The sequence below is a fragment of the Aeromonas sp. R4-1 genome (genome assembly GCF_040908325.1).
Classification (GTDB): Bacteria; Pseudomonadota; Gammaproteobacteria; order Enterobacterales; family Aeromonadaceae; genus Aeromonas; species Aeromonas veronii.
This window is the reverse complement of sequence record NZ_JBFODM010000003.1, coordinates 17,279-44,146: the sequence shown is the minus strand read 5'-3', so window position 1 is coordinate 44,146 and position 26,868 is coordinate 17,279. Positions and strand designations below refer to the sequence as shown.

At 57.9% G+C, this 26,868-nt stretch carries 23 protein-coding genes; 15 read left to right on the top strand and 8 right to left on the bottom strand.

The window, feature by feature from the left end; translation table 11 throughout:
• Positions 1 to 104: 104 nt before the first annotated feature.
• From AB5Y90_RS00215 to AB5Y90_RS00165, 11 genes are all read left to right on the top strand, one after another.
• Positions 105 to 995, top strand: coding sequence for a hypothetical protein (locus AB5Y90_RS00215; RefSeq protein WP_043821720.1), 891 nt, complete (start codon positions 105 to 107; stop codon positions 993 to 995).
• Positions 996 to 1,215: 220 nt separating this feature from the next.
• The gene (locus AB5Y90_RS00210) at positions 1,216 to 1,758 is read left to right on the top strand and encodes a YtfJ family protein (protein ID WP_005343253.1); all 543 of its coding nucleotides are present in this window, start codon (positions 1,216 to 1,218) and stop codon (positions 1,756 to 1,758) included.
• Positions 1,759 to 1,802: 44 nt separating this feature from the next.
• The gene (locus AB5Y90_RS00205) at positions 1,803 to 2,102 is read left to right on the top strand and encodes a DUF2607 family protein (RefSeq protein ID WP_199427620.1); all 300 of its coding nucleotides are present in this window, start codon (positions 1,803 to 1,805) and stop codon (positions 2,100 to 2,102) included.
• A gap of 32 nt (positions 2,103 to 2,134) precedes the next feature.
• Entirely contained in the window at positions 2,135 to 2,731 is a 597-nt protein-coding gene (locus AB5Y90_RS00200) for a DUF2796 domain-containing protein (RefSeq protein ID WP_005354691.1), read from the top strand.
• A gap of 4 nt (positions 2,732 to 2,735) precedes the next feature.
• Positions 2,736 to 3,425: an ABC transporter ATP-binding protein gene (locus AB5Y90_RS00195; RefSeq protein WP_005335686.1), complete on the top strand. Its 690-nt coding sequence runs from the start codon at positions 2,736 to 2,738 to the stop codon at positions 3,423 to 3,425.
• On the top strand, positions 3,419 to 4,666 hold the full coding sequence (locus AB5Y90_RS00190; protein ID WP_042052401.1) for an ABC transporter permease: 1,248 nt from the start codon (positions 3,419 to 3,421) through the stop codon (positions 4,664 to 4,666). Before AB5Y90_RS00195 ends, AB5Y90_RS00190 begins: the two co-directional genes overlap by 7 nt.
• A 32-nt stretch (positions 4,667 to 4,698) precedes the next feature.
• Complete coding sequence (locus AB5Y90_RS00185; protein WP_026034852.1) at positions 4,699 to 5,172, top strand: DUF3299 domain-containing protein; 474 nt, start codon at positions 4,699 to 4,701, stop codon at positions 5,170 to 5,172.
• A gap of 104 nt (positions 5,173 to 5,276) precedes the next feature.
• On the top strand, positions 5,277 to 6,137 hold the full coding sequence (locus AB5Y90_RS00180; RefSeq protein ID WP_042079971.1) for a TIGR03899 family protein: 861 nt from the start codon (positions 5,277 to 5,279) through the stop codon (positions 6,135 to 6,137).
• A 276-nt stretch (positions 6,138 to 6,413) separates the two neighbouring features.
• On the top strand, positions 6,414 to 7,916 hold the full coding sequence (locus tag AB5Y90_RS00175; protein WP_368166386.1) for a PAS domain-containing methyl-accepting chemotaxis protein: 1,503 nt from the start codon (positions 6,414 to 6,416) through the stop codon (positions 7,914 to 7,916).
• A 407-nt stretch (positions 7,917 to 8,323) separates the two neighbouring features.
• Complete coding sequence (locus AB5Y90_RS00170; protein ID WP_368166385.1) at positions 8,324 to 9,022, top strand: hypothetical protein; 699 nt, start codon at positions 8,324 to 8,326, stop codon at positions 9,020 to 9,022.
• Between the two features lie 59 nt (positions 9,023 to 9,081).
• Positions 9,082 to 10,800 (top strand): DUF262 domain-containing protein, encoded by a 1,719-nt coding sequence (locus tag AB5Y90_RS00165; RefSeq protein WP_368166384.1) that lies wholly within the window; start codon positions 9,082 to 9,084, stop codon positions 10,798 to 10,800.
• A 130-nt stretch (positions 10,801 to 10,930) separates the two neighbouring features.
• On the opposite strand, the gene cysC is transcribed toward AB5Y90_RS00165, so the two are convergent.
• The 5 genes from cysC to cysG all read right to left on the bottom strand — a co-directional run bounded on the left by cysC (position 10,931) and on the right by cysG (position 17,285).
• Positions 10,931 to 11,524, bottom strand: coding sequence for an adenylyl-sulfate kinase (gene cysC, locus AB5Y90_RS00160; protein ID WP_368166383.1), 594 nt, complete (start codon positions 11,522 to 11,524; stop codon positions 10,931 to 10,933).
• Positions 11,525 to 11,662: 138 nt separating this feature from the next.
• Positions 11,663 to 13,387 carry an SLC13 family permease gene (locus AB5Y90_RS00155; RefSeq protein WP_040068267.1) on the bottom strand — a complete coding sequence of 575 codons (1,725 nt, stop codon included), beginning with the start codon at positions 13,385 to 13,387 and terminating at the stop codon, positions 11,663 to 11,665.
• Positions 13,388 to 13,391: 4 nt separating this feature from the next.
• Entirely contained in the window at positions 13,392 to 14,819 is a 1,428-nt protein-coding gene (gene cysN / locus AB5Y90_RS00150; RefSeq protein ID WP_368166382.1) for a sulfate adenylyltransferase subunit CysN, read from the bottom strand.
• 12 nt (positions 14,820 to 14,831) lie between these two features.
• Complete coding sequence (gene cysD, locus AB5Y90_RS00145) at positions 14,832 to 15,764, bottom strand: sulfate adenylyltransferase subunit CysD (protein ID WP_368166411.1); 933 nt, start codon at positions 15,762 to 15,764, stop codon at positions 14,832 to 14,834.
• A 72-nt stretch (positions 15,765 to 15,836) separates the two neighbouring features.
• Positions 15,837 to 17,285 carry a siroheme synthase CysG gene (cysG, locus tag AB5Y90_RS00140; protein WP_368166381.1) on the bottom strand — a complete coding sequence of 483 codons (1,449 nt, stop codon included), beginning with the start codon at positions 17,283 to 17,285 and terminating at the stop codon, positions 15,837 to 15,839.
• A gap of 197 nt (positions 17,286 to 17,482) precedes the next feature.
• On the opposite strand from cysG, the gene AB5Y90_RS00135 reads away from it, so the two are divergent.
• Together AB5Y90_RS00135 and AB5Y90_RS00130 are read left to right on the top strand one after the other, a co-directional pair.
• Positions 17,483 to 18,406, top strand: a complete 924-nt coding sequence (locus AB5Y90_RS00135; protein WP_005335703.1) for an SPFH domain-containing protein — start codon at positions 17,483 to 17,485, stop codon at positions 18,404 to 18,406.
• Positions 18,403 to 18,858 carry an NfeD family protein gene (locus tag AB5Y90_RS00130; protein ID WP_005354718.1) on the top strand — a complete coding sequence of 152 codons (456 nt, stop codon included), beginning with the start codon at positions 18,403 to 18,405 and terminating at the stop codon, positions 18,856 to 18,858. The genes AB5Y90_RS00135 and AB5Y90_RS00130 overlap by 4 nt, the downstream gene beginning before the upstream one ends.
• 69 nt (positions 18,859 to 18,927) lie before the next feature.
• Here AB5Y90_RS00130 and AB5Y90_RS00125 read toward each other — a convergent pair whose 3' ends face one another.
• Positions 18,928 to 21,033 carry a methyl-accepting chemotaxis protein gene (locus tag AB5Y90_RS00125; protein WP_368166380.1) on the bottom strand — a complete coding sequence of 702 codons (2,106 nt, stop codon included), beginning with the start codon at positions 21,031 to 21,033 and terminating at the stop codon, positions 18,928 to 18,930.
• Between the two features lie 140 nt (positions 21,034 to 21,173).
• On the opposite strand from AB5Y90_RS00125, the gene nadA reads away from it, so the two are divergent.
• A complete protein-coding gene (gene nadA / locus AB5Y90_RS00120) occupies positions 21,174 to 22,247 on the top strand; it encodes a quinolinate synthase NadA (RefSeq protein WP_368166379.1) in 1,074 nt (357 codons plus the stop codon).
• 70 nt (positions 22,248 to 22,317) lie between these two features.
• Here the strand turns inward: nadA and AB5Y90_RS00115 are convergent, their stop codons facing one another.
• Entirely contained in the window at positions 22,318 to 23,184 is an 867-nt protein-coding gene (locus tag AB5Y90_RS00115) for a D-hexose-6-phosphate mutarotase (RefSeq protein WP_043821739.1), read from the bottom strand.
• Positions 23,185 to 23,270: 86 nt separating this feature from the next.
• Complete coding sequence (gene gap, locus AB5Y90_RS00110) at positions 23,271 to 24,266, bottom strand: type I glyceraldehyde-3-phosphate dehydrogenase (RefSeq protein ID WP_005335708.1); 996 nt, start codon at positions 24,264 to 24,266, stop codon at positions 23,271 to 23,273.
• Positions 24,267 to 24,613: 347 nt separating this feature from the next.
• On the opposite strand from gap, the gene malQ reads away from it, so the two are divergent.
• Positions 24,614 to 26,803, top strand: a complete 2,190-nt coding sequence (gene malQ / locus AB5Y90_RS00105) for a 4-alpha-glucanotransferase (RefSeq protein ID WP_042079982.1) — start codon at positions 24,614 to 24,616, stop codon at positions 26,801 to 26,803.
• The last annotated feature ends 65 nt before the right edge of the window (positions 26,804 to 26,868 follow it).

Genomic DNA, 26,868 nt, shown 5'->3' with positions numbered 1-26,868 from the left:
TAAAAGTCACATCAATCTGTTATCCAGATCACAAAACGAAACATCACCAAAGTGGTGCCAGCTCACCTAGTTGTTAATTATCGTCCACGGCAGGAAGCACCACCATGAAGCTGACCCCCGCGCTGTTGCTCAGCCTCACTCTCTGCACCACTCTTGGTGCTACAAGCAACGCCAGCGAAATCAACATGAGCTGGCAGTGGCAATCCACCGATGGCCAGCGCAAGCACTTCCAGCTGACCACCGACGATCAGGTGATGGCCGCCAGTCGCCACGAGATGAGCCTGCTGAAGGCCTCTCTCACCAATCCGCTGGAGACCCTTTACGCCTATATCAGCCCGCGGCTCTACAACAGCATCAACCTGATCAATCAGAGCAGCCCCGAGACCGCTACCAAATTTCGCAATCTGGAGCAGGCCTTCACCCTGCGGGACGACAGCATGGAGTCGATGCTGTTTTGGCAAGCCTACCAGCAGTATCAGGAGGATGCCTTCTACCAGATGAGGGTGATCCCCTGCGTCCATCCGGCCAATCGCAAACTGCCTTGCGTACGACCCGATTACTCCCAGCTCTTCTACCACTTCAAAGGGCACCTCAAGCCACTGGCGCAGCAATTTGCGGCCAAGGATCTCGCCACCAGCGTCAGCCTGCTGCAGGAGTGGCTGAACGCCATCCCCACCCAACCGGAGCAGCTGGATCACTTCGCGCCGCCGCTGCAGGCACTGCAGGATAACAAGGCCGATAGCGACGAGAAGGCTCTGCTGATGGCCAGCCTGCTGGCGGAGCTGGCCCCGCAATATGTGCTCAGCATCATCTATCCGGATATCAGCATCGGCAGCGTCTCCCCTGCCTGGCTGGCCATTACGGCAGACAGTGGCGTACCCGGTGATGTGGTGGTGATCAACAATCAGCGCCATGTGCTGCTGACCGGCTCGTCCCTGCTGGCCCAGCAGATGACCATGGCCAAGATCCCCCTCATCAGCGAGTCGCTCTACTGACGCAGACAGCTCAGACCAGCAGCCAATTCATTGATTTTTATCGATGTCATGACATTCTAGCCGCCCTTGCCAGCCAACCACCTGACTGGCGGGGCGCCGACGCTTCTGAATTGCGATCTTATTTAACACTTTTTAAACAGATCCGATCAGTTTAGGATGAAGCTCGCCCATTCCCTCAATCCGAAACTCGTTATAACATAACAAATGGAGTGTCATCAGGATGAAACATCTCGTACTTACTTTGGCGCTGCTGCCATCTCTGGTCTTTGCTCACAACTTCAAGGATGGCAACCCGGTGCCGCTGGTCAATGTCAGCGACAAGGGTGAGCTGGTACTGAACGGCAAGGATATCGGTTACCAGCCGTGGCAGAGCACCTCGCTCACCGGCAAGGTGTTCCTGATCCAGCATATTGCCGGTCGCTCCAGTGCCAAGGAGCTGAACGCCCCGATGATCGAGGCGATCAAGGCCGCCAAACTGCCGCAAGACAAGTACCAGACCGTTACCGTCATCAACAGCAATGACGCCATCTGGGGCACCTCCGGCTTCGTGAAGAGCAGTGCCGAGGACAGCAAGAAAGAGTTCCCCTGGTCCGCCATGGTGCTGGATGCCAAGGGCATGGCGCGCAACGCCTGGGATCTGACGCCGGAAAGCTCGGCGATCATTCTGCTGGATAAAGAGGGCAAGGTGCTGTTTGCCAAAGATGGCCAGCTCGATGCCAACAACATTGCTACCGTGATGGGGCTCATCAAGTCCCATCTCTAAGTCAGAGAGAAAGGGCGCTGATGGCGCCCTTTCCATAAGGGTCTATGGGTCGTATCAAGCTGAAAATCTGGATCTTGCTGCTGGGCTGGTTATGGCTGCAGCCTGCCCTTGCCCGGCACCAGTTTGAATCCGCCCTGCCCGGCCACGACGACCATCACTGTCTGGTCTGCGCCCTCCATCTGGATGGCAAACAGGTCATCACCGCTACCCCCTATTGTTTCCCCGGTTCGACCTCTGTTTTGCCCGCTGTTGCAACCATGCAACGCTCGGCGGATACCGCCACGCTTCACAGCTATGCCATCCGCGCGCCGCCCGCCTCTGTTTTTATCTATCCCTTTGTTTAATTTCGCCATTTGTTTTGAAAAAAGGATTAAAGATGAAAGCAGTTACTCTGTTGCTGGCCGCTGCGGCCTTTGGCGCTCACGCCAATCACGACGAACACGAGAGCCACAGCCACGGCGCCCACGAGCATGGCCACGGCCACCTCAATCTGGTGGTCGATGGCGACCAGCTGATGATCGAGCTGCAGGCCCCCGCAGCCGATCTGGTGGGCTTCGAGCACGCCGCCAAGAGCGATGAAGAGAAGGCGCAATACGCCAAAGCGGTCGCCCGCCTCCAGCAACCTGACGCCCTGTTTCGCTTCGACCCGGCAGCTGGCTGCAAACTGACCCAGCAGGAGCTGCAAGCAGCTAAAGAAGAGCATGATCACGATCATGACCATGACCATGACCATGACCATGACAAGGCTGCCAGCGACAAACATGAAGACCACCATGATCATGACGAAGCGGGTCACGCCGATATGGGCGCCATGTACACCTACACCTGCGCCACCCCGGCCAAACTGACCGGCCTTGAGGCAACCCTTTTTAGCGTCTATCCGAGCCTTGAGAAGCTGAGCGTGCAGGGGATCCTGCCCACTGGCCAGACCGCTGGCGAGCTGACCCCGTCCGCCAACAAGCTGAGCTGGTAACGCCATGAAAAAAGCCGTGGTTGAGATCCGCGATCTGGCCTTTGCCTGGCCAGGTGGCGACGCTGTACTCGATCTGCCCGCCCTCACCATCCGCGAGGGTGAGCGGGTCTTTATCAAGGGCCCGTCGGGCTCTGGCAAGTCGACCCTGCTCGGGTTGCTGGCCGGGATCCAGACCGCCAACCACGGCACCCTGGAGGTGCTGGGCCAACCATTGGCCCGGCTCTCTGGCCGTGCCCGTGACCACTTCCGGGCGGCCAATCTGGGTTATATCTTCCAGCAGTTCAATCTGCTGCCCTTTCTCTCGGTGCAGGACAACGTGACCGCTGCCCTCACCTTTTCGCCCGCCAAACGGGCCCGCCTGCAAGGGAGTCCGGAGCAGGAGGCGCGCCGTCTGCTGGCGGAGCTGCAACTGCCGGATGACGCACTGCATCGCCCCGTCCATGCCCTCAGCATCGGCCAGCAGCAACGGGTGGCTGCCGCACGGGCGCTGATCGGCTCGCCGCCACTGGTGATCGCCGACGAGCCCACCTCGGCACTCGACACCGACAACCGGGCCGCCTTTATCAAGCTGTTGTTCGAGGAGTGCGACAAGCAGGGCTCGACCCTGATCTTCGTCAGTCACGACCCTTATCTCGAACCCCTGTTCCCGCGGGTAGAAAACCTGCAACAGCTCAACCGGAGGGCATCATGCTAAAGCTAGCCCTGCAAAGTCTCTGGGCCCGCCGCCTCACCGCCGGGCTCACCCTGCTGGCCGTCGCCATCAGCGTCACCCTGCTGCTCGGGGTGGAGCGGGTGCGCACCCAGGCCCGCGAAAGTTTCTCCAACACCGTCTCGGGGACCGATCTCATCGTTGGTGCCCGCTCCGGTCAGGTGAATCTGCTGCTCTACTCTGTGTTTCGCATCGGCAACCCCACCAACAACGTGGGGTGGGACTCCTATCAGGCTATCAAGCAGAAACCGGGCGTCGCCTGGACCATCCCGCTTTCCCTTGGTGACTCCCACAAGGGATTTCGGGTGCTCGGCACCAATGGCGACTACTTCACTCACCTGAAGTACGGTCAGCAACAGTCGCTGCAATTGCGGGAAGGGCGGCCATTCGACACGCCGTTTGAAGCTGTACTCGGCGCTCAGGTGGCCGAGAAGCTCGGCTATCACCTTGACCAATCCATCGTCATCGCCCACGGCGCTGGCAACACCTCGTTCAGCCAGCACGACAACCTGCCGTTCAAGGTGGTGGGCATTCTGGCGCCGACCGGCACGCCCATCGATCGCACCATCCATGTGCCGCTGGCGGGGATAGAGGCGATCCATCTCGGTTGGGATACCGGCCGCCACAGCAAGAACGTGACGCCGGAGCAGGCGCTGGCGCAGGATCTCACCCCGAAAACCATCACCGCCTTTATGGTGGGGCTGAGCAACCGGATCCTGGCGTTCCAGCTGCAACGCAGCGTCAACACCTATCCCAAAGAGCCGCTGATGGCGATCCTGCCGGGGGCCGCCCTGCAGGAGCTGTGGAGCCTGATGAGCGTGGCGGAAACGGCGCTGTCGGTGATCGCCGGTTTCGTGGTGGTGGCGGGCCTGATCGGCATGCTGACCACATTGCTGGCGGGGCTTAACGAGCGGCGCCGGGAGCTCGCTATTTTGCGATCCCTCGGTGCGGGCCCTGCCCACTTGTTCCTGCTGCTGGCGCTGGAGGCGATGGCGCTGACCACGGTCGGCATCGCTCTCGGGGTCGCCGTGCTCTATCTGGGGCAGGGGCTTGCCTCGCCCTGGCTGCTCAGCCACTATGGCCTGCAACTGAGTCTGGGGCTGCCGAGCGCCTATGAGTGGCAGTTGCTGGGGGTAGTATGGCTGGCAGGCATGGTGATTGGCCTGCTCCCTGCTGCCCGCGCTTACCGCTACAGCCTGAGCGATGGCATGAGCATTCGCGTCTAGCGAGACGCCCAAAAATAGAAACAGAAGGACAGATGATGAAGTGGAAAATTGTGGCGCTGCTCGCCAGTCTGCTGGTGCTGCCCGCCCTGGCCGCCGATTACAAGACCATCGACTGGGATGTGCTGATCCCGGAAGGGGAAAAACTGCTGCCACCGCCCCAGGTCAATCACGAAGATCCCATGTCGGTGCCGCAACCGGTGGGTGGGGTAAACAAGAAGCTGGACAACCAGGATGTGCGCATTCCGGGCTTCGTGGTGCCACTGGAGGGGGATGCCAAGAAGATCACCGCCTTCCTGCTGGTGCCCTACTTCGGCGCCTGCATCCATGTGCCGCCGCCCCCCACCAATCAGGTGATCTATGTGAGCTACCCCAAGGGTGCGCCGGTGGATGATCTGTGGGATGCAATCTGGGTGAAGGGCAAGATGCGCACTGTCAGCTCCAGCCACGAGATGGCCACCGCCTCCTATTCGATGGAAGCGGTCGAGGTGAGCGTCTACGAGGAGTAATCCTCCCGTTGCAAAAAAAGCGGCCTCCACGGAGGCCGCTTTGTTATCTTGGCATCCCGGTTGGAGTAACATTCAGCTCCAGAACCTGTGCGAATGGAGTCAGCATGGCAGACCTCCCCCCCCCGAAAAAAGAGAGTTCGATCCTGAGCAGCCAGGAGCAGACCCTGCGTCTGGCCCGCAGTCGCGGCATCGACGGCATGCTCACCCGCAATACCGACAGCACCTTCGAGCAGCGCGCCACCTTTCGCCATCTGGCGGATCAGGCCGCCCGCCAGCGCAATCTGGAAGCCATCATGGTGATGGCCTCCCGCCACTGCGAAGAGACCGCGGCTGGCGGCGAGATGGACAGCGACTGGCTGACCCGCTTCCTGCAACTGGCGGAAGATATCAGCATGGTGCCGATGCAGCAGCTGTGGGGGCGGATCTTCGCGCTGGAAGTCGCCACGCCGGGCCGCTTCTCCATTCGGGCGCTCGCCACCCTCAAAGAGATGACCCAGCGCGAGGCCCAGCTGTTCCAGCGCATCTGTTCACTGACTTGCCACTACACCGGCAGCGACGAGCAGCGGTTGCTGCTGGGGCTGCACAAGGGGGCCACCCTGCTGAGCCGCGCCAAGGCGACGCGCCTCGGCCTTGGCAAATACCGACTGCCCTACAACGCCCTGCTGCAACTGTTTGAGCTCGGGCTGCTGCATCGCGCGGAGCTGGAGTCCGGCCCGCTGCCCGCCGATGGGGTCGAGCTGGAGTTTGGCAACCAGCGCTGGCGGCTGCAGTGCAAGCAGAACAACATCACCCTGCTCTACTACCGCCTCACCCCGGTGGGCAACGAGCTCGCCCAGCTGCTGCAAGAGTCGCCGCTGGAGGAGTACCTGCAGGATCTGAAAACCGTGCTGGTGCAGGGTATCCAGATTGAAGTGATGCAGCTCGTCAGCACCCCCTCCTCACCCGCTCCCGACCCTCTCCCCTGAGCTCTGGCGGGGCAGCTGATGCCCCGTCGGTTCGTGGTTCCTTCGCATCAAGCTGCTGGCTCCAAGCTTATGGGCTTGTCCAGAATAGGTTGCAAATTGCAGATGCCGCAGAGGCCCACCCCGTCAGATCCGTTGCATATTGCAAACAACAACGATCTTTTCCTGCCAAAACGGCACTAATAACACATCAATCATTAGCTTTTGCCAGCTGGCCCGCCCTTTGCACACCTCTTGATTCAGATCAAAATTTAACCATCACAGCTCGGGAGCAAGGCCATGAGAATCAATCAACCGGTTACCCAAAGAGAACGTCTCTATCCAGACCACCAGAGCCTCATCTCCACCACGGATCTGGAGAGCCGCATCACCTACGCCAACGAGGAGTTCTGCGAGATTGCAGGCTTCCAGCTCGACGAGCTGGTGGGGGAACATCACAATCTGGTGCGTCATCCTGACATGCCGAAACAGGCCTTTGCCGATCTGTGGAACCATATTCGCGAAGGCAAGAGCTGGATGGGGCCGGTGAAAAACCGCTGCAAGAGTGGCGATCACTACTGGGTCAGCGCCTTTGTCACCCCCATCAAGGATGCCAGCGGCCGGGTGGTGGAGTATCAGTCGGTACGCACCGCCCCGAGCGAGGAGATCAAACAGCGGGCCGAGAAGGTCTATGCCGACCTTCGCAACAACAAGCTGCCGCTGGCGCTCAAGCTGCCCACCTTCTCCCATACCCTGACCATCAACCTCTGCCTGCTGCTGAGCCTGCTCGCCATGTTTGCGCTGGGCTACAACCACGACATGAACTGGCAACTGACGCTGGTCGCCCTGCCGCTGGCGATAGCGGCCATCACCCTGAATGCCCTCTCCCGCCGCCTCGGCAAGCTCAACAAGATGGCCCGCAGCCGCTTTGACAACCCGCTGATGCAGCTGCTCTACACCAACAAGGTGGACAACATAGCCGCCATCGAACTCTCGATGGTGATGAATCAGGCCGAGTTCAACGCCGTGCTGGCCCGCACCCAGCAGACTTGCAGCAAGATCCTGCAGGCCGCCGAAGGGGATCTGCGCAACGCCGAATCCATCACCGACAACCTGCAACAGCAGCAGGCCGAAACCGTGGCCGCGGTGGCAGGCATGAACAGCGAGCTGACCACCTCCAAGAGCGTGATCAGTGCGCTGGTCGGCCACTGCCGCGATATCGACGGCATCCTCGATGTAATCAACAACATCGCCAACCAGACCAACCTGCTGGCCCTCAACGCCGCCATCGAAGCGGCCCGGGCTGGCGAAGCGGGTCGCGGCTTCTCGGTGGTGGCTGACGAGATCCGCACGCTCGCCATCAAGACCCAATCCTCGACCAGCGAGATCCAGAAGATGATCACCGAACTGCAAACCAGCGCCGGGGATGCAGAGCAGGCGATGGAGAAGGGCTGCCAACTCTCCGAGAGCTGCCAGCAAAAAGCCTCGGCAACCGGCACCATCCTGCAGCAGATCAACGATATGCTGCAGCAGGTGGCCTCCGGCAGCGGCCAGATTGCCCAGGCGGTGCAGGAGCAGTTCCACGTCACCGCCGAGATCAACCGCAACGTGCTCAGCATCAAGACCCTGGCCGATGACTCCAGTGTCGGCAGCCAGCACGCCGTGCACGGCATCACCCAGCTGGTCAACCAGTTGAGCGATCTCGACCGGCTGGTGCGCCAGTTCCAGAAAGGGGCTCCGGCCACCCAAAGCCGCTACGAAGTGGCCACCACCCGCGCCGTGCCGGTTCGCCAAGCCAGATAACCACTACCCAAACAATCACCCCAAAAAAACCCTATGGGCCCGCAGGCCCATAGGTTTTTTTAATGCCCGCCAGCAAAAGGCGACACTGCCGTTTCACTGTCCGATTTTCCCCTGCGCTGATGGGCCCAAACGGTTGAACGACCACATTCAAACCCATTACTGACTAATTTATTGATCTTGCTCAGAAAACCGCCCGCTTGCGCTTTTCACCCCAGCCCCGTTCGGTAACATAGCCGCTTGGCAACCTCTCGCAGGAGTCAGCCATGAGCCAAGCCAGTGCCAAATCACAGGTCAAAAGCAGCAAACTGGAGGCTGGAATTCAGGGGCGGTAGCGTGGTTTTTCAGTTTGGTGCAGAACGTGGCCAAGCCCAACAGACGAGATAACCATCATTAGGCCACAAGGAGAGATGATGGACGATCATCACGATTACGAAGTTCATGACAACATTCCCTATATTGGATGGAACCAATTAGATTTCAACATTATTACAACGGGTATTAAGTGGCTCCCATTTTTTGAAGATGACCTCTATCTTGGAATGCAGGCGATAAATATCGGGGTAGTCGACTCAGTTATAACTGAATATGAATACGCGCTCTTACGAGAATGGTTTAATCTCGAAAAAACACCAACTGAATCGGCTATGGCCGTATCGGCAATGTCTCAAATGTGGATTTATGGTTTATATGAAGTTCTGAGAATGTGGAGAGACCATCGGTTTCAATTTCGCAAGCTATTCGACAATGGTGGAATTGAACCAAAAATTAGTGGATTCTCTTATGATGACCCTATTAATTTAACTATAGAAACTAGAAAGAAGCAATTGTTAAGATTTAAAGACGACTCGACTTACAGAAATAAAATAGAAGAAACGTGGGGAAATATTGAGCCCATTTATCGAATGATAGAGATTTTCCGCATGAATCTAGCCAAACACTGTGCTCCTGGCAAAGATGGAATAATGCCACGAGCTCCAGGCTATGGGAGAATTAATCGTTGGTGTGGCTCCATGGATTACGAATTGATTGACCGAGATGGTTACTATATAACGATGAATAGGAGGGATATTGCAGATGCTTTACGAGCATGCGTGCAACAGACGTAATTAGTCATTGCGCTACTGTAGCACTGCATTATATATTGAAACCTTTACATGGAGTGAATATGTCCTTCCAAACACCAATCACTATTGCAGAAGCCATTAATAATATTGAACAAAATCGCTACTTATTGCCGTCTATTCAACGGGAGTTTGAATGGAATCATGAAAAGATAGAGTGGTTGTTTGACTCTATAATGAGAAATTACCCTATCAGCTCTTTTTTATTTTGGCGAGTGGAGGGTAAGACCAAGCAAGATTTCAAATTTTATCAATTCTTAAAGGAATATAAGCAACGCTATAAAACTCATAATGAAGAATTCAACACTGTTGGTCATAATGACTTCACTGCCGTATTGGATGGTCAGCAACGCTTGACCTCTCTCTATATAGGGTTGAGAGGTAGCTATGCTTATCGAATACCAAGATTAAAAGAGGAGAATTCAGAAAGAGTATATCCAACTAGAAGATTATATTTAAACGTAACAACACCTCTTGAAAATGAAGAGGATGGTAGGATATATGAATTTAAGTTCCTTACTGATTCAGAATATTCAGCTAATGAGAGTAAGTGGTTTCGTGTATCAGAGATTTACGGCCTCTCTGATGACTTTGAGTTCAATCAATACCTAGATAGGTATGGGCTTAAAAAAAATGAGTTTTCATATAGAAGTCTCTCTACCCTTAAAAATGTGATTCACTCTAAACAAATTGTTAACTTTTTTCTAGAAACAGAACAGGAGATAGATAAGGCCCTAAATATTTTCATAAGAATAAATAGTGGTGGAGAACCTTTAAATTTCTCTGATTTAATAATGTCTATTGCCGTTGCACACTGGTTGAGAAAGGATGCACGAAAAGAAATACACGGGTTGGTTGATACTGTTCGTGATAAAGGATTTTCAATATCAAAAGACTTTATTCTTAAAGTATTTCTTTACCTTCATAGCAAAGATATAAAATTTAAAGTAACAAACTTTTCAAAGTCAAATGCAGAAGATTTTGAGAAGGAATGGGATAATATTCGCGATGCAATTTTATCTTCTTTCGACTTTACGAAATCACTTGGCTTTACGGATTCCACACTAACGTCAAAAAATGCACTAATCCCAATAATATACTACATATACCACCGCAAGATATATAAAGGTTTTCATACGAAAAGCGAATATTCTAACGACAGAATAATTATTAAAAAATGGCTTCATGTCTCGCTTGTTAAAAAACTATTCGGTGGCACTTCAGATAGTGTTTTAAATCAAATTCGTAGGGCTTTCACGGATAATGTCGTCACTGCACCAATGTCAGAATCCATCGTTGAATTCCCTGCAAAAGAAATAAATAAAGAAATCCGTAAGGATACAGGCATCAGCATTGAATTTATTGAAGAGTTATTATTGACTCAAAAAGATGATCGATATGCATTCTCTTTATTAGCACTTCTCTTTCCACAACTGGATTATAAAAACAACGATTTTCATAAAGATCACTTACATCCCGCATCAAAGTATGATGAGTTAAATGAAGATGATAAACACAAATTCGGCTGGCAAACTTACAATTCTATAAAGAACCTGCAAATGCTGGATGCCAATGAAAATATGTCAAAGAACAATGATGACTTAGAATCATGGATCACTAAAGAGTTAGAATCAAAACCTAAAAAAGAGTTCTTAGAAAACCACCATATCCCTGATGTCAGTTTAAAATTATCAAACTTCAATGAGTTTATAACAAAGCGTTCAGAGATTCTTACAGAAAAACTCAAGGATATATTGGCATAGCAAGTACATTTTTAACTCTAGGTAACTCCCTTGAAAACAGAGGCCCGTAGACGAAAATAAATAGTTGGAAAAATAATAGGAGGGGGCAAACGCCCCCCCTGCTATAAATGCTCGGCGACGCACATCGATATCAGCCGATTAACCCCCGCTGCCTTAGCGCAGTCAGCAACTCCTCCACCAGCACTTCCACCGGTTTACCGGCATTAAGCAGATGAATTTCCGGCTGCTCGGGCGCCTCGTAGGCGGAGTCGATACCGGTGAAATGGCGAATTTCCCCCGCTCGCGCTTTTTTGTAGAGCCCCTTGGGGTCGCGCTCTTCACAGATGGCGAGCGGCGCATCGACAAAGACTTCGACAAACTCCCCTTCGCCCAAGAAGCTGCGCACCAGCGCCCGCTCGGCACGGAACGGCGAGATAAAGGCGGTGAGCACGATAAGTCCCGCATCCACCATCAGTTTTGCCACTTCGCCAACCCGGCGGATATTCTCCTGCCGCGCAGCATCATCGAAACCGAGATCGCCACAGAGACCGTGGCGCACATTGTCGCCATCGAGCAGATAGGTGTGTTTGCCTTGTGCCGCCAGCGCCTGCTCCAGCGCCCCCGCCAGGGTCGATTTGCCCGCCCCAGAGAGCCCGGTAAACCAGATCAGCAGCGACTTTTGCCCTTTCAATTCGGCCCGGCTCTGTTTGTCGACGGCATGCTTGTGCCACACGATATTGCTCATCCCACACTCCTTGATTGGCGCTCACGCCTCAAAACTTAAACTGTCCGGCACCACGGGGAGCCGCCTCGGACTATCCGCAGACAACGTGCTGGTGCCATGGTATTGCTCATCCAACACCCCTTGATTGGCATTTACGCCTTAAAACGGAAACAACAGGGGCACCATCACAATCACCCCGAGGCTATAGGCCAGCGAGACCGGCAGGGCCAGCTTGAGGTAGTCCGGCATCTTGTAGTTGCCCGCGGCATAGACCATCAGGTTGGTCTGGTAGCCGTAGGGCAGGATAAAGCTGGAGCTCGCCCCGAACAGCACCGCCAGAATAAACGGCATGGTCGAGACATCCATGCTGAGCGCCAGCTGGTAACCCATGGGGAAGGCCAGCGCGGCGGCGGCGTTGTTGCTCATCAACTCGGTCAACACCAGGGTAAACAGATAGATACCGATAAAGGCGATGATGGGGCTGGCACCGTTGAACTCCCCCATCAGCCAGTCGGCGATAAGCTTGGCCAGTCCGCTCTTTTCCAGCTGATCGGCGATGGCGAGCGCCCCGCCCACCACCAGCCAGATATCGAGCGGGAAGCGGCGGCGGATCTCGTCCAGGGTCAGAATGCGGGTGAGCAGCAGCGCCACCAGCATCAGCAGCAACCCCTTGAACAGCGGCACCAGATCGAACACCGAGAGCGCCAGCACCCCGAGAAAGCCCAGCACCACGGCGGCGCTGCGCTTGCCATCGAGACGGGTGGAGGCTTCCAGCCCGCTCACCACCACAAACTCCCGCCCCAGCGACTTGTTGCGGGCAAACTGGGGGCCGGGGGCCAGCAGCAGGGTATCACCGGCGTGCAGTTCAATCTGGCCGAGGCCACCGGTAAGCTGGGTTTCGCCGCGGCGCACCGCCAGCACCACCGCATCGAAGTGGGTGCGAAATTCGGCATCCTTGATGGTCTGACCCACCAGCCGCGAGCTGTGGCTGACGATCACCTCCACCAGATGCTGGCCGTTGAGGCGGTGCTGGCCATAGAGATCCAGCCCCTTCATCTCCTGCAATACGCCGACGCTCTCCACATCGCCGCAAAACAGCAGCACGTCCCCTTCGTGCAGTTCATGTTCCGGCTGCACCGGGCAGATCACCTGATCGCCGCGAATGATTTCCGCCAGATAGAGGCTTTTCAGGCTGCGCAGGCCGTTCTCCTTGACGCTGCGCCCCGCCAGCGGCGAACCGGCGCCCACCTTGGCTTCGAGAAAATAGCCGGATTCGCGGCTCATCTCGGTATCCTGCTCCGGCAGGTGACGGGCAAACAGCAGCACGGCCACCAGACCGGTCAGCAGGGTGCCCGCTCCCACCATAAAGAAGTCGAACATGCCGAGCGGTGGCGCCCCCATCTTGATGAGGAAGCTGTTGACGATAAGGTTGGTGGAGGTGCCGATCAGAGTCAGCACCCCGCCAAAGGTGGCCGCGAAGCACATGGGCAGCAGCAGCCGCGATGGCGCATGGTTGGGGTTGCGTTTGACCGCTCCCAGCATGGAGGCCACCACGGCGGTGTTGTTGACGAAAGCAGACAGGAAGGCGGTGGAGAACCACACCTTCACCAGCACCTTGTTGAATGACCCCGTGCCCACCAGATTGGCGAACCAGCTCATGATGCGGGTCTTCTCCACCGCCAGCGACACCAGCAGCAACAGCACCAGCGTCAGCAGGGCACTGTTGGTGTAGCCCGCCACCACGGCATTGATATCCGCCAGTCCGCTCAGGTAGGTGATGAGCACGGCGCCCGAGAAGAGCAGCGCCGGGCGGAGTTTGCCCTGGATCAGCAGGGCCACGAGAGCAGCCAGCAGACCCAGCACCAGGAATTGTTGCCAGGTCATGGGCTTACTCCTTGCTTGTGTCGTTACCGATGGCAAGGGCTTGCCAGTGCGGGAAGTGCTTGCGCACCAGGGCGTTGAGCTCGATCTCAAACTCGCTGTAGTGCCCTTTTACCGCTTTGGCGGCCAAGCCTTCCACTATCATGCCGGCGCCGACGGTGACGTTGGTCAGCCGGTCGATCAGGATAAAGCTGCCGGTATCGCGGATCTCCTGATACGGGTCAAACGCCACCGGGTCGGTGAGGCTCAGTTCGCACAGGCCGATCTCGTTGAGCTTGAGCTCGGAGGCGGGCAGCTCGTCCAGCTTGTTGATCTCGATACGGTGGCGAATGGCCTCCACCTGACCGCGACTCTTCTTGGTGGCCAGCTTGACGTCGTAGACCCGACCCGGTTGCAGGGACTCCTCCCCCATCCAGACGATATGGGCCAGCAGGTTCTGGGTCACTTGCGGCTGCTTGGTGGCATCCACCAGCAGGTCGCCGCGGCTGATGTCGATCTCGTCGGCGAAGGTGACCGTGATGGCCTGATCCGGCAGGGCGTACTCCAGATCCCCGTCGAAAGTGACGATGCGGGTCACTGTGCTCTCCTTGCCCGACGGCAGCACCGCCAGCTTGTCGCCCACCCGCAGGATGCCGGAGGCGAGCGTGCCCGCGAAGCCGCGAAAATCGAGGTTGGGGCGGTTCACATACTGCACCGGCAGGCGCACCGGGTGGCGCTCCAGCTCGCGCTCCACTTCAGCTGTTTCAAGCAGGGAGAGCAGGGTTTCGCCCTGATACCAGGCCAGCTTGTCGCTCTGGTTGACCACGTTGTCACCGTCCAGCGCCGAGACCGGCACGATATGGATGGTATCGACGCTGAGCTTCTTGGCGAACTCGCGGTAATCGGCGCTGATGCGCTCGAATACTTCCTGACTGAACTCCACCAGATCCATCTTGTTGACCGCTACCACGAACTGCTTGATGCCGAGCAGGCTCGCAATAAAGCTGTGGCGGCGGGTCTGATCCAGCACCCCTTTGCGGGCGTCGATCAATATGATGGCCAGATCGCAGGTGGAGGCGCCGGTCGCCATGTTGCGGGTGTACTGCTCGTGGCCAGGGGTATCCGAGATGATAAATTTGCGCTTGGCGGTGGAGAAGTAGCGGTAGGCCACATCGATGGTGATGCCCTGCTCACGCTCCGCTTGCAGGCCATCCACCAGCAGCGCCAGATCCAGCTTCTCGCCGGTGGTGCCGAGCTTCTGGCTGTCGGACTCCAGCGCTTTGAGCTGATCTTCATAAATCTGCTGGGAGTCGTGCAGCAGGCGACCGATAAGGGTGCTCTTGCCGTCATCCACGCTGCCGCAGGTGAGAAAACGCAGCAGACTCTTGTGCTGCTGGGCGTGCAGATAGGCTTCGATGCCCTGTTCGGTGATGGCGGTCTGAATATGGCTGTTCATGCTGACGACTCCTTAGAAATATCCCTGACGCTTCTTCTGCTCCATGGAGCCGGCCTGATCGTGGTCAATCAGCCGCCCTTGCCGCTCGCTCGAAGTGGTGAGCAGCATCTCTTCAATAATTTCCGGCAAGGTGGTGGCATCGGATTCGATGGCCCCGGTCAGCGGGTAGCAACCGAGGGTGCGGAAGCGCACCAGCTCCTGCTTCACCTCATCCTCGGCGGTCAGCGGCATGCGCTCGTCATCCACCATGATCTTGATACCGTTGCGCTCCACCACCGGACGGTAAGCGGCGAAGTAGAGCGGCACTATGTCGATGTTCTCGAGATAGATGTATTGCCAGATATCCAGCTCGGTCCAGTTGGAGAGCGGGAACACCCGGATGCTCTCCCCCTTGTTGACCTGGCTGTTGTAAACGCGCCACAGCTCCGGGCGCTGGTTCTTCGGATCCCAGCGGTGGGACTTGTCACGGAAGGAGTAGACCCGCTCCTTGGCGCGGGACTTCTCCTCGTCGCGGCGCGCGCCACCGAAGGCGGCATCGAAACCATATTTGTTGAGCGCCTGCTTGAGCGCCTCGGTCTTCATGATGTCGGTGTGCTTGCCGCTACCGTGGACGAAGGGGTTGATGCCCATGGCGAGGCCGTCCGGGTTCTTGTGGACGATGAGATCCAGCCCGTACTTTTTGGCGGTCTCGTCGCGGAACTTGATCATCTCCTTGAACTTCCAGTCGGTATCGACGTGAAGCAAGGGGAACGGGATCTTGCCCGGATAGAAGGCCTTGCGGGCCAGATGCAGCATGACGGAGGAGTCCTTGCCGATGGAGTACATCATCACCGGGTTTTCAAATTCGGCAGCCACCTCGCGGATGATATGGATGCTCTCGGCTTCCAGCTGCTGCAAGTGGGTCAATCTTTCACGGTCCATGTTGGTCCTCGGGTCATTGCTTATGCGCCTGCTCGGGGCGCTGGGTGGTTCAGTGCGCGGCCGCACCGGCAACCGCATCAAATATCTCTTTCCGGGTCAGGCCAGCTGCACCAGCTTGAGGTCGCAGCCATCGAGATCCGGGTTAGCGCGCAGCTGCTGGCCGCTCTTTTCCCCGCTTTTTTCTCCAAACCAGGCGAGCCGATCGCGCAGGGCAACCACTTCGCCGATGACGATAAGCGACGGGCTCACCGCCTGTTTGGCCAGCTCCGCCAGATCCGCCAGCGTGCCGGTCAGCACCCGCTGGCGGGATGTGGTGCCGCGCTCGATGATGACGATGGGGGTGGCTTGGCTTCTGCCGTGATCCACCAGCTGCTGCTGAATATGCTCGGAGCGCATCAGCCCCATGTAGATGACCAGGGTCTGACTGGTGGCGGCGAGCTGCTGCCAGTCGGGCTCCTTGCCCTCTTTCTGGCAGTGGCCAGTGATAAAGACGGCGCTCTGGGCGTAATCACGGTGGGTGAGTGGAATACCGGCATAGGCGGTGGCACCGGCAGCAGCCGTGATGCCGGGCACTACCGAGAAGGGGATACCTTCGTCGGCCAGCACTTCCAGCTCCTCGCCACCCCGGCCAAACATAAAGGGATCGCCCCCTTTCAGCCGCACCACCCGGTTGCCCGCCTTGGCGTAGTCCACCAGCAGGCGATTGGTCTCCTCCTGCGGCACGCTGTGGGCGCCCGCCTTCTTGCCGACCGACACCAGAGTGGCGTCGCGGCGCACCAGATCGAGGATCTCGGCGGAGACAAGCTGGTCGTAGAGCACCACTTCAGCCTGTTGAATCTGTTGCAGCGCCTTGAGGGTTAACAGACCAGGATCACCGGGGCCCGCGCCGACCAGCACCACTTCTCCTACTTCGCTTTTCGCCTGGTCGAGGCCATCGCTCAGCCACTGCTGGGCCCCTTGCCAATCCTCTTTTTCAATCAGGCTGGCGAGGGTGTTGGAGGCAAAGGCGCGCTCCCAGAAGCGGCGACGGTCGGAAATCGAGGAGAGCACCCGCTTGGCCTTGTCACGAACCCGGCCGGAGAGCTCGGTCAGCCCGCCAAGATGGCGCGGCAGCAGGCTCTCCAGCCGTTCGCGCAGCAGGCGCACCAGCACCGGCGCCTTGCCACCGCTGGAGACCGCCACCATCAGCGGCGAGCGATCGATGATCGAGGGGAAGATAAAGCTGGAGCGTTTGGGGTCATCCACCACATTGACGAAAAGACCCAGCTGATTGGCTCTTTGATAAACCAGAGCGTTGACTTCGAGGTTGTCGGTCGCCGCCACCACCAGGATCTGGCCTGCCAGATGGGCCGGGCTGAAACGCTCCGCCAGATGGGTGAAACGACCGGCAAATTCCGCAAATTCCGGTTCAAGCTCCGGGGAGACCAGGGTCAGCCGGGCACCGGCTGCCAGCAGCAGGCGCGCCTTGCGCAGGGCAACCTCGCCCCCCCCCACCAGCAGTACCGGGCGGCCTTCCAACTTGGCAAACATAGGTAAATAATCCATTTCGGCCCATCCCTCGGAACACGACTAATATGGGGCGACTATAGGCAGGGCAGCTTATCCCTCAAAATAATAAAAAATGCTTTTTAATGCGTTTTGGTAATTAGCAAAGCCGATTCATGACAAAGGCGTACAAAGTCACTTGTGGTACCTGACGCCAGACCATAGGCTAGGGACTGTGTTTCATAAGGAGCTAAATGATGAACGAATCATTGATTGTGCTAGGGATTTTTGTGTTCCTGGTGCTCGCCACCCTGAGCGCGGGCATCAAGATAGTGCCGCAGGGCTACAACTGGACGGTGGAGCGCTTCGGCCGCTACACCCGCACCCTGACCCCGGGTCTCAACCTGCTGATCCCCTACGTGGATCGGGTCGGCCACAAGATCATCATGATGGAGCAGGTGCTGGACATCCCGGCACAAGAGGTGATCTCCCGCGACAACGCCAACGTCACCATCGACGCCATCAGCTTTGTGCAGGTGGTGGATGCCCGCAAAGCGGGTTACGAGGTCAACGATCTCACCAGCGCCATCCGCAATCTCACCATGACCAATATGCGGACCGTGCTCGGCGCCATGGAACTGGACGAGATGCTCTCCCAGCGCGACACCATCAACGAGAAGCTGCTGCGCACCATGGATGCCGCCACCGCCCCCTGGGGCATCAAGGTGACCCGCATCGAGATTAAAGATGTGCGCCCGCCGCTGGCCCTGGTCGAGGCGATGAACGCTCAGATGAAGGCCGAGCGCCAGAAGCGGGCCGAGGTACTGGAGGCCGAAGGGGTGCGCCAGTCCAAGATCCTGAAAGCGGAAGGCGAGAAGCAGTCCCAGATCCTCAAAGCCGAAGGTGAGCGTCAGGCCGCCTTCCTCGCCGCCGAAGCGCGGGAGCGGGCAGCCGAGGCGGAAGCCAAGGCGACCCATATGGTTTCCCAGGCGATTGCTGAAGGAGACCTGCAGGCCATCAACTACTTCGTGGCTCAGAAATATACCGAGGCACTGGCCCGCATCGGTGAAGGCCCCAACAGCAAGATCATCATGATGCCGCTGGAAGCGGGCAGCCTGATTGGCTCGGTGGCTGGCATGGCCGAGCTGTTCAACAAAGATGGCAAGGGCAGCAAGTCATGACAGCCCTGTTAGAGGGGCTGACCCACTGGCACTGGCTGGGGCTCGGCTTTATTCTGCTGGCCATCGAGGTGCTCGGCTCGGTGGGCTTTTTGCTCTGGACCGGCATCGCCGCGCTGGAAGTGGGGCTACTGCTGCTGATCTGGCCCTTTGGCTGGCAGGCGCAGTTGCTGCTGTTTGCGGTGCAATCCCTGCTCACCACCTGGGCCTGGTGGCGCTGGCAGCACCAGCGTGACAACTCGGGTCAGGATGCAGCCAGCACCATCAACGAGCGGATGCAGAGCTATATGGGCCGCGAGCTGACCCTGCTGGATGATGTCGCCCAAGGCACCAGCCGGGTACATCTGGACGACACGGTCTGGACAGTCCGTTGCGACGAGTCGCTGCCTGCGGGCAGCAAGGTCAGGGTGGTGGGGGCTGACTCACACATCCTGCTGGTTGAACCCCGCAACTGACGCAACTCTGCCATCGAGCCATAAAAAAGCCCGCGATCGCTCGCGGGCTTTTGTCTCTCTGGCTGCCACTCAGGTACGCAGCCGATCGAGCTGACTGGCCAGCGCCGTGGCCGCTTGCTCCAGCGCTTCGCTCAGTTGATGGCTGGAGCTAGCCTCCTGCCCGATCACGTTGGCGGTATCGCCAATCCGCATCAGGTTCTGGTTGATGGTATCGCTCACCGCACTCTGCTGCTCGGCGGCGGTTGCTACCTGACTGATGTGGTCGTGGATCTGCTGGATCTGGGCCACCACCCGATTGAGCGCCTCGAACGCCTGCTCGGTACCCTGCACCGTGGTGGTGGAGCGCTCGATGCCGGTATTCATAAGACGCTGGCTGCTGCTCACCTCGGTCTGCAGGCTGCCAATCAGCTGGCCAATCTCGTCGGTCGATTCACGGGTCTTGGTCGCCAGCGCCCGCACCTCGTCCGCCACCACCGCAAAGCCGCGGCCCATGTCACCCGCCCGCGCCGCTTCGATGGCAGCGTTGAGGGCCAGCAAGTTGGTCTGCTCGGCAATGGCGCGGATCACATCGAGGATCCGGCTGATATTGGTGCTGCGCTGGGCCACCAGCGCTACCGCCTTGTCCGCCTCATGCATATCGCCGACCAGAGTATGGATCTCGTTGCGGGCATTGCTGAGGGTCTGCTGGGCGGTATTGATGTGGTGGGTCGCCGCTTCCGACTCCTGCGCCGCCTGCTCGGCATAACCTGCCACGCTGACTGCCGTGGTGCTCATCTGATGCATGGCGCTCACCACGCTCTCCAGCTCCAGATTCTGCTCATCCAGACTGTTGCGCATGGTGTCGGCGGTATGTTTCATCTCCCGCGCCTGCTGGTAGACCTGCTGACCAATCCCCTTGCTCATTTGCACCATGCCCCGCAGCTTGCCGAGGAAGGCATTGAGCTGGGAACCCAGATCGATCAGCTCCTGATGGGTGTCGATCTCCATCTGCTGGGTCAGGTCCCCCTCATTGCTGGAGAGGTGGCCCACATGGCGGCTGATAAGGGAAAGCGGCGCAGTGATGGTCTGGATAAACCAGACCAGCAGCCCCAGCACCAACAGGGTAATCCCGCCCATGGCGATGATCTGCTGCCGCTGGGCATCCACCAGCAGGGCGCCCAGTTCATTGCTGATGGCGTGCGCCTTGCCGAGCGCCAGCGCCTTGGGCACCTTGATCATCAACCACCACTGGGTATTGGCTGCCTCAACCCGGATGGGCTGATGAAGAATAAAGTCACTATCGCTGCTGACCGGCCGACCGTCAGGCAGGGTCAGGCCCACCTCCTTGAGCGGACGGCCCAGCTTGTCGGCATAGCGGTTGCTGCCCACAATCAGCCCCATCTTGCTGACCAGAGTCACATCCGCCTTGTTGTCATAGAGGCTCTTGCCAAGGTTTTCAGCCAGTTGCTGGAAGATGGGCAGGTTCATATCCACCCCGGCCAGCCCGACAAACTTGCCGTCACGCAGCACGGGCACCGTCAGACTGGTCATCAGCATCTTGTTGCCCGGGCTGATTTCGTAGAGGTAGGGCTCCATCAGGCAGGGCTGGCGGGTATCGCGACCACAGAGATACCACTCGCTGTTGCGAATGCCAAACTCGTTGAGGGAGGTATCAAACTTGGCCTCGCTGGCAGCGGCGTCCACCGCTTGCTGGGCGACGGAGCCTCCCTGATCCTTGGTGAAATAGACCTCCAGACTCCCCTTTCCTGCCACCGAGTGGCTGGCCCCGCCCAGCCAGTTGCCATCCTCGCCATCATAGCCATCCGGTTCAAACTGGGCATAAATGGAGCTGATCCCACTCGCTTGCTGCAGGCTGCTGCCGAGCAGAGATTCCACTTGGGGGCGCGACAACCGCAGTTCCGGTTTGGCCATCCCGGCTTCAATCTGGGCGGTCACGGTCAGGGGGATCTGATAGGAGTTCTGCATCAGCGAGGCAATCTGAATGGCATAGCGTTCTGCCTGATACTGCAGGCTGCGGGAGACCTCCTCTTCCAGTGCATCGCTGGTCTGGGTCATCACCATGTTGCGAAGGGAGCCGAAAGAGGCCGATTGCAACAGGGTCATGGCCAGCCCGGTCAGCAGAAATAGCCCCATGGTAAGGCACAACAACTTGAACTTGAGGGAACGTTGCTTCATGCGACAACTCCTTATGGCAGAATAACAACGAATTACTTGAGTATATTCGCCCACTTGCGCTTCACCCGATTTGTTGATGGGTTTGTGGCAGGCTTCTGGTTATAATTTTTGCCTTCCCGAGCGTTGATGGAACAGTCGCAATGAGCAATGCACTGAGCAGTGTCCCGCCGGTAGTCGCGATGGACTACCCCTTTCCGGCCAAACCTCTTCCCCTGAGTGCCGAGCAGAGAACGACCTTGACCACAGAAATCAAGACGCTGCTCAAGGAGCGCAAGGCGGTACTGGTTGCCCACTACTACACGGATCCCGAGATCCAGGCGCTGGCCGAAGCCACCGGCGGTTTCGTCGGAGACTCACTGGAGATGGCCCGCTTTGGCCGCGATCATGAGGCACAAACCCTGATCGTCGCCGGGGTACGTTTCATGGGCGAGACCTCCAAGATCCTGAGCCCCCACAAGCGGGTGCTGATGCCGACCCTGGAGGCCGAATGCTCCCTCGATCTGGGCTGTCCCATCGAGCAGTTCTCAGCGTTTTGCGATGCCAACCCGGATCATACCGTGGTGGTCTACGCCAATACCTCGGCGGCGGTCAAAGCACGGGCTGACTGGGTCGTTACCTCCAGCATCGCGCTGGAGATCGTCGAACACCTCGACAGTCTGGGTCACAAGATCATCTGGGGCCCGGATCGTCATCTGGGTGCCTATATCGAGAAGAAGACCGGCGCCCAGATGCTGCGCTGGCAGGGCCACTGCATCGTCCATGACGAGTTCAAGGCCCGTGCCCTGCGCGAGCTGAAAGAGCAGAATCCGGACGCCGCCGTGCTGGTTCATCCGGAATCCCCCGCCTCGGTGATCGAGCTGGCCGATGCGGTGGGCTCCACCAGCCAGCTGATCAAGGCGGCCAAGGAGCTGCCCCAGCAGAAGCTGATCGTGGCGACCGATCGGGGCATCTTCTACAAGATGCAGCAGGCCTGTCCGGAGAAAGAGATGGTGGAAGCACCGACCGGTGGCGATGGCGCTACCTGCCGCAGCTGCGCCCACTGCCCCTGGATGGCGATGAACGGTCTGGTGGCGATCAAGGAGGCCCTCACCGACGGTGCCGAGCGCCACGAGATCCATGTCGATGAAGATCTGCGGGTCAAAGCCTTGATCCCCCTCGATCGCATGCTCAATTTCGCCGCCGAACTCAAGCTCAAGACCCAGGGCAACGCCTGATTGCCGCCGTCATGAGATGCAAAGAGGGCTCCCGCGGGAGCCCTCTTTATTTATCTGAACCTCATCCTGCTCAGATGATCACGGTGGAGAGACTGTGCTCTTCATCCGGCGCAACGGTCACTCCCGTATCACCGGCGATGGCCGCTTCAACGCAGAGCATGGTGCGATAGCCATCGTCGCTCATGTCGGCCATGGCGGTAGCCCCTTCCAGCCAGGGGGTCCAGACCACCACGCTGTCGTGGTTGCCACTGACAACCCGGGTCTCGCGCTCACCATCCTGCACGCTCACCAGCGCCTCTGGCTGCCAGTAGACCCGATCCAGCGGCCCGCTCAAGGTCAATGCACCCTGCTGCTTGGCATCCTGTCCGGTCAGCTTGTCGGCATAGGGCTCGCCCAGACCGGTCACGCTCACCGCCTCCGGCGCACTGATGGTCAGATAGGTATGCAGCGCACCGCTATAGACCAACGGCTGGCTACCGGTGTTGCGGGTGGTCAGCACCAGCGAGAGCTCTTTGCCCACCAGCACGTCCAGTTCCAACTCGAAGGAGTGATCCCACAGGGCGCGGGTTGCGTCGCTGTCGCGCAGGGAGAGATGCACCAGCGTGCCATCAGCGTGATCGGAGACCCCGTCCAGCATCCAGAGGGTGGTACGGGCAAAACCGTGGGAGGGCTTGCCGCTACCGACACGGGCTGGGGCCGGGCCAAACCAGGGCCAGCAGATCGGGATACCACCGCGAACAGGCTTGCTGCCATCCAGCACCGCCTTGTCACTCAGCCAGATGGAGGCCGGCTCGCCATGACGCTGATAGCTCAGCACATGGGCGCCAAACAGGCTGATCTCGGCCTTGGCATAGTCGTTATTAATGGTGAGAACCGGCAGACCGGCCGCATTGTTGGCAAGCTTGCAATTGGCTGTCAGGGGACGAATGGATTGCATGTGGACTCCTGTCATCAGGGGAAACCGAAAAACAAAAAGGCGGCCAATGGCCGCCTTTTTCAAGCTACGCGATTGCGCATCCCAAATTACTTGGAGATGTGAGCGATCAGGTCCAGAACTTTGCTGGAGTAGCCCATTTCGTTGTCGTACCAGGATACAACTTTAACGAATTTGTCGTTCAGCTGGATACCAGCCTTGGCGTCGAATACGGAGGTCTGACGCTCACCCAGGAAGTCGGTAGATACAACTTCGTCTTCGGTGTAGCCCAGAACGCCTTTCATAGCGCCTTCGGAAGCAGCTTTCATCGCTTCGCAGATTTCTGCGTAGGTGGCAGCTTTTTTCAGGTTAACGGTCAGGTCAACAACAGACACGTCCGGAGTCGGAACACGGAAAGCCATACCGGTCAGCAGGCCTTTCAGTTCCGGGATAACTACGCCAACAGCTTTGGCTGCACCGGTAGAGGACGGGATGATGTTCTGAGCAGCACCGCGGCCACCGCGCCAGTCTTTGGCAGACGGACCATCAACGGTCTTCTGGGTAGCAGTGGTAGCGTGAACGGTGGTCATCAGGCCAGACTCGATACCGAAGGTATCGTTCAGAACCTTGGCGATCGGGGCCAGGCAGTTGGTGGTGCAGGAAGCGTTGGAAACGATGTCCTGGCCAGCGTAGGTAGAGTCGTTAACACCCATTACGAACATCGGGGTGGCGTCTTTGGACGGGCCAGTCAGAACAACTTTCTTGGCACCAGCAGCGATGTGCTTACGAGCAGTCTCGTCGGTCAGGAACAGACCGGTAGCTTCAGCAACAACGTCAACACCGATTTCGCCCCACTTCAGGTTGGCCGGGTCACGCTCAGCGGTAACACGTACGGTTTTGCCGTTTACAACCAGGTTGCCGTCTTTAACTTCAACGGTACCGTTGAAACGACCGTGAGTTGAATCGTACTTCAGCATGTAAGCCATGTAGTCAACATCGATCAGGTCGTTGATACCAACAACTTCGATGTCTGCACGCTCGCAAGCCAGACGGAATACGAAACGACCGATACGGCCAAAACCGTTAATACCTACTTTGATAGTCATATTTAGTTACCTAACTGTTCAGTAGTCAAAGAAAATTCCGCTTGTAAATTTACTAGAACTCTCCGGTGAGTCAACCAACATTCTGTCTGAAATTGCGCTATATCATGAAAAACTGTGAAATTAATTTTCTGTTTATGTAACTGATTACCACGTTTTGACGAAAAAAGTGCCAGATCGTGGCATCGCGCAGATATCCACAATAGTGCCTACTCGGTCACACAACCATTCACAGAGATATGTAAAAATGTGCGCGGTTTAGCATGGCCAAAGAGCCACTGTTCAAGTACCACCCCATAAAAATCAAACAAAATAGTATAGATAGAATCCACAGCGGGAATTCTCAAACTATGACCACCCTGATTGAACAGCTGGCTGCCGCAAAAGGTATCGCCAGCGAGTATGTCGATGCCTGGGGCCACCCGGCCCAGGTATCAGAAGAGAGCAAGGCCGCCATGCTGGGCGCCATGGGCTACCGCGTCGATGACGAGGCCGCACTGGTGCAGCAGCTGGAAGAGGAGCATCGCCAGCACTGGCTGCGGGCGCTGGATCCTGTGATGGTGGTTCGCACCGGCGACGCCGTTACCCTTGAGGTTCGCCTCCCCATCGAATTCGTCAACGACGCCCTCACTTGGCAGCTCCAGCAGGAGCAGGGTGCAGTGCTGTCCGGTCAATTTACCCCCATCGAGGGTGAGCTGGTCGGCGTGGCCGAATTTGAAGAGATGGAGTGCCAGGCCTATCGCGTCACGCTGGATATGGCCCCGGAGCTGGGTTATCACCAGTTGGTACTGCTGGAAGAGGGCAATGACGAGCCGCTGGCCACCATGCGCCTCATCGTTGCCCCCAAAGCCTGCTACAAGCAGGCGCCAATTGCCGATGGCCGCAAGGTATGGGGTCCGAGCGTGCAGCTCTACTGCCTGCGCAGCCGCCACAACTGGGGTATCGGTGATTTCAGCGATCTGGGCCAGCTGGTCGAGAAAGCCGCCGCCTGGGGTGCCCACTTCGTCGGCCTCAACCCTATCCACGCCCTCTATCCGGCCAATCCGGAGAGCGCCAGTCCCTACAGCCCCTCTTCCCGTCGCTGGCTCAACGTGGCCTATATCAATGTGGAAGCGGTGCCCGAATTCCAGCAAAGCGCTCGCCTGAAAGCGGAAGTGGCAAGTCCTGCCTTCCAGCAACATCTGGCCGATCTGCGCGCCAAAGAGAACGTCGATTACACCGGCGTGATCCAGACCAAACTCGGCATGCTGCGTCAGGTGTTCGACGAAGCCAGCCTTGGCGCCGAGCGTCAGGCCGCCTTTGATGCCTTCGTGGCCGCCGGTGGCGACAGCCTGCAACAGCAGGCAGCATTTGATGCCCTGCAGGCCCACTTCTATGCCAAAGGCGAAAATGCTTGGGGCTGGCCGGTATGGCCGCAGGAGCTGCGCGATTACCACAACCCTGCCGTTGCCGCCTGGATGGCCGAGCACCCGCAAGATGTCAACTTCTACCTCTATCTGCAGTTCCTGGCCGACGAGCAGCTGGCGCAAGCCGATGCCCGTGCCAAGGCTGCCGGCATGGTGATGGGGATCTACCGGGATCTGGCAGTGGGCGTCTCCGAAGGCTCCACCGAGATCTGGGCCAACCAGGATCTCTACTGCCCGAAAGCCTCGGTCGGTGCGCCGCCCGATATTCTCGGCCCGCTCGGTCAGAACTGGGGCCTGCCCCCGATGAACCCGAACAAGCTGTTCGAAGCGGCCTATCAGCCGATGGTGGACTTGTTCCGTGCCAACATGCGCTCCTGCGGCGCACTGCGCATCGACCACGTGATGGCCTTGCTGCGCCTGTGGTGGGTACCGCCCGGAGCGTCCGCAGCCAAGGGCGCCTACATCTACTATCCGGTCAACGACCTGCTGGGCATTCTGGCCCTCGAATCCCACCGCAATCAGTGCCTGCTGATCGGCGAGGATCTGGGCACCGTGCCGGAGGGGATCGACGTGACTCTGAAAGAGAACGGCGTTCACTCCTACAAGGTGTTCTTCTTCGAGCGCTCCAAGGAAGATGGCGGCTTTATCTCCCCGGCACACTACACCGAGCAGGCGATGTCGGCCCTGACCACCCACGACATGCCGACCCTCAAGGGCTTCTGGCACTGCGATGACCTGGCACTCGGCCGTCAACTGGGTCTGTATCCGGATGAAGATGTGTTGAAGACTCTGTATGCTGATCGTCACCAGGCCAAACAGCGGATCCTCGACAGCTTGCATGCCCACAAGGTCATCTCTGACAACATCAGTCATGACGTGAACTGGGTCGGCATGAACACCGAACTCAACCACGGTCTGCAGATCCACATGTCCCGCGGCAGCTGCGCCCTGTTCAGTACCCAGCTGGAAGACTGGCTGGAGATGGACAAGCCGGTCAACGTACCGGGCACCAGTTACGAATACCCCAACTGGCGCCGCAAGCTTTCCGCTGATCTGGAAGATATTTTTGCCAATGAGGCACTCAAGGCACTGGCTGGCAAGATGAGCCAAGCCCGTGATGAGGCCAGTCGTTGAGACGCTGTCTCCCACAGCGTTCTCACCTAAATCCACTCCGGCTTCGGCCGGAGTGGATGCTCTGT

Excerpts from the sequence above, each read along its gene's own strand:
- AB5Y90_RS00215 (WP_043821720.1), top strand. The coding sequence starts at position 105 with ATGAAGCTGACCCCCGCGCTGTTGCTCAGCCTCACTCTCTGCACCACT.
- AB5Y90_RS00210 (WP_005343253.1), top strand. The coding sequence starts at position 1,216 with ATGAAACATCTCGTACTTACTTTGGCGCTGCTGCCATCTCTGGTCTTT.
- AB5Y90_RS00205 (WP_199427620.1), top strand. The coding sequence starts at position 1,803 with ATGGGTCGTATCAAGCTGAAAATCTGGATCTTGCTGCTGGGCTGGTTA.
- AB5Y90_RS00200 (WP_005354691.1), top strand. The coding sequence starts at position 2,135 with ATGAAAGCAGTTACTCTGTTGCTGGCCGCTGCGGCCTTTGGCGCTCAC.
- AB5Y90_RS00195 (WP_005335686.1), top strand. The coding sequence starts at position 2,736 with ATGAAAAAAGCCGTGGTTGAGATCCGCGATCTGGCCTTTGCCTGGCCA.
- AB5Y90_RS00190 (WP_042052401.1), top strand. The coding sequence starts at position 3,419 with ATGCTAAAGCTAGCCCTGCAAAGTCTCTGGGCCCGCCGCCTCACCGCC.
- AB5Y90_RS00185 (WP_026034852.1), top strand. The coding sequence starts at position 4,699 with ATGATGAAGTGGAAAATTGTGGCGCTGCTCGCCAGTCTGCTGGTGCTG.
- AB5Y90_RS00180 (WP_042079971.1), top strand. The coding sequence starts at position 5,277 with ATGGCAGACCTCCCCCCCCCGAAAAAAGAGAGTTCGATCCTGAGCAGC.
- AB5Y90_RS00175 (WP_368166386.1), top strand. The coding sequence starts at position 6,414 with ATGAGAATCAATCAACCGGTTACCCAAAGAGAACGTCTCTATCCAGAC.
- AB5Y90_RS00170 (WP_368166385.1), top strand. The coding sequence starts at position 8,324 with ATGATGGACGATCATCACGATTACGAAGTTCATGACAACATTCCCTAT.
- AB5Y90_RS00165 (WP_368166384.1), top strand. The coding sequence starts at position 9,082 with ATGTCCTTCCAAACACCAATCACTATTGCAGAAGCCATTAATAATATT.
- cysC (WP_368166383.1), bottom strand. The coding sequence starts at position 11,524 with ATGAGCAATATCGTGTGGCACAAGCATGCCGTCGACAAACAGAGCCGG.
- AB5Y90_RS00155 (WP_040068267.1), bottom strand. The coding sequence starts at position 13,387 with ATGACCTGGCAACAATTCCTGGTGCTGGGTCTGCTGGCTGCTCTCGTG.
- cysN (WP_368166382.1), bottom strand. The coding sequence starts at position 14,819 with ATGAACAGCCATATTCAGACCGCCATCACCGAACAGGGCATCGAAGCC.
- cysG (WP_368166381.1), bottom strand. The coding sequence starts at position 17,285 with ATGGATTATTTACCTATGTTTGCCAAGTTGGAAGGCCGCCCGGTACTG.
- AB5Y90_RS00135 (WP_005335703.1), top strand. The coding sequence starts at position 17,483 with ATGAACGAATCATTGATTGTGCTAGGGATTTTTGTGTTCCTGGTGCTC.
- AB5Y90_RS00130 (WP_005354718.1), top strand. The coding sequence starts at position 18,403 with ATGACAGCCCTGTTAGAGGGGCTGACCCACTGGCACTGGCTGGGGCTC.
- AB5Y90_RS00125 (WP_368166380.1), bottom strand. The coding sequence starts at position 21,033 with ATGAAGCAACGTTCCCTCAAGTTCAAGTTGTTGTGCCTTACCATGGGG.
- nadA (WP_368166379.1), top strand. The coding sequence starts at position 21,174 with ATGAGCAATGCACTGAGCAGTGTCCCGCCGGTAGTCGCGATGGACTAC.
- AB5Y90_RS00115 (WP_043821739.1), bottom strand. The coding sequence starts at position 23,184 with ATGCAATCCATTCGTCCCCTGACAGCCAATTGCAAGCTTGCCAACAAT.
- gap (WP_005335708.1), bottom strand. The coding sequence starts at position 24,266 with ATGACTATCAAAGTAGGTATTAACGGTTTTGGCCGTATCGGTCGTTTC.
- malQ (WP_042079982.1), top strand. The coding sequence starts at position 24,614 with ATGACCACCCTGATTGAACAGCTGGCTGCCGCAAAAGGTATCGCCAGC.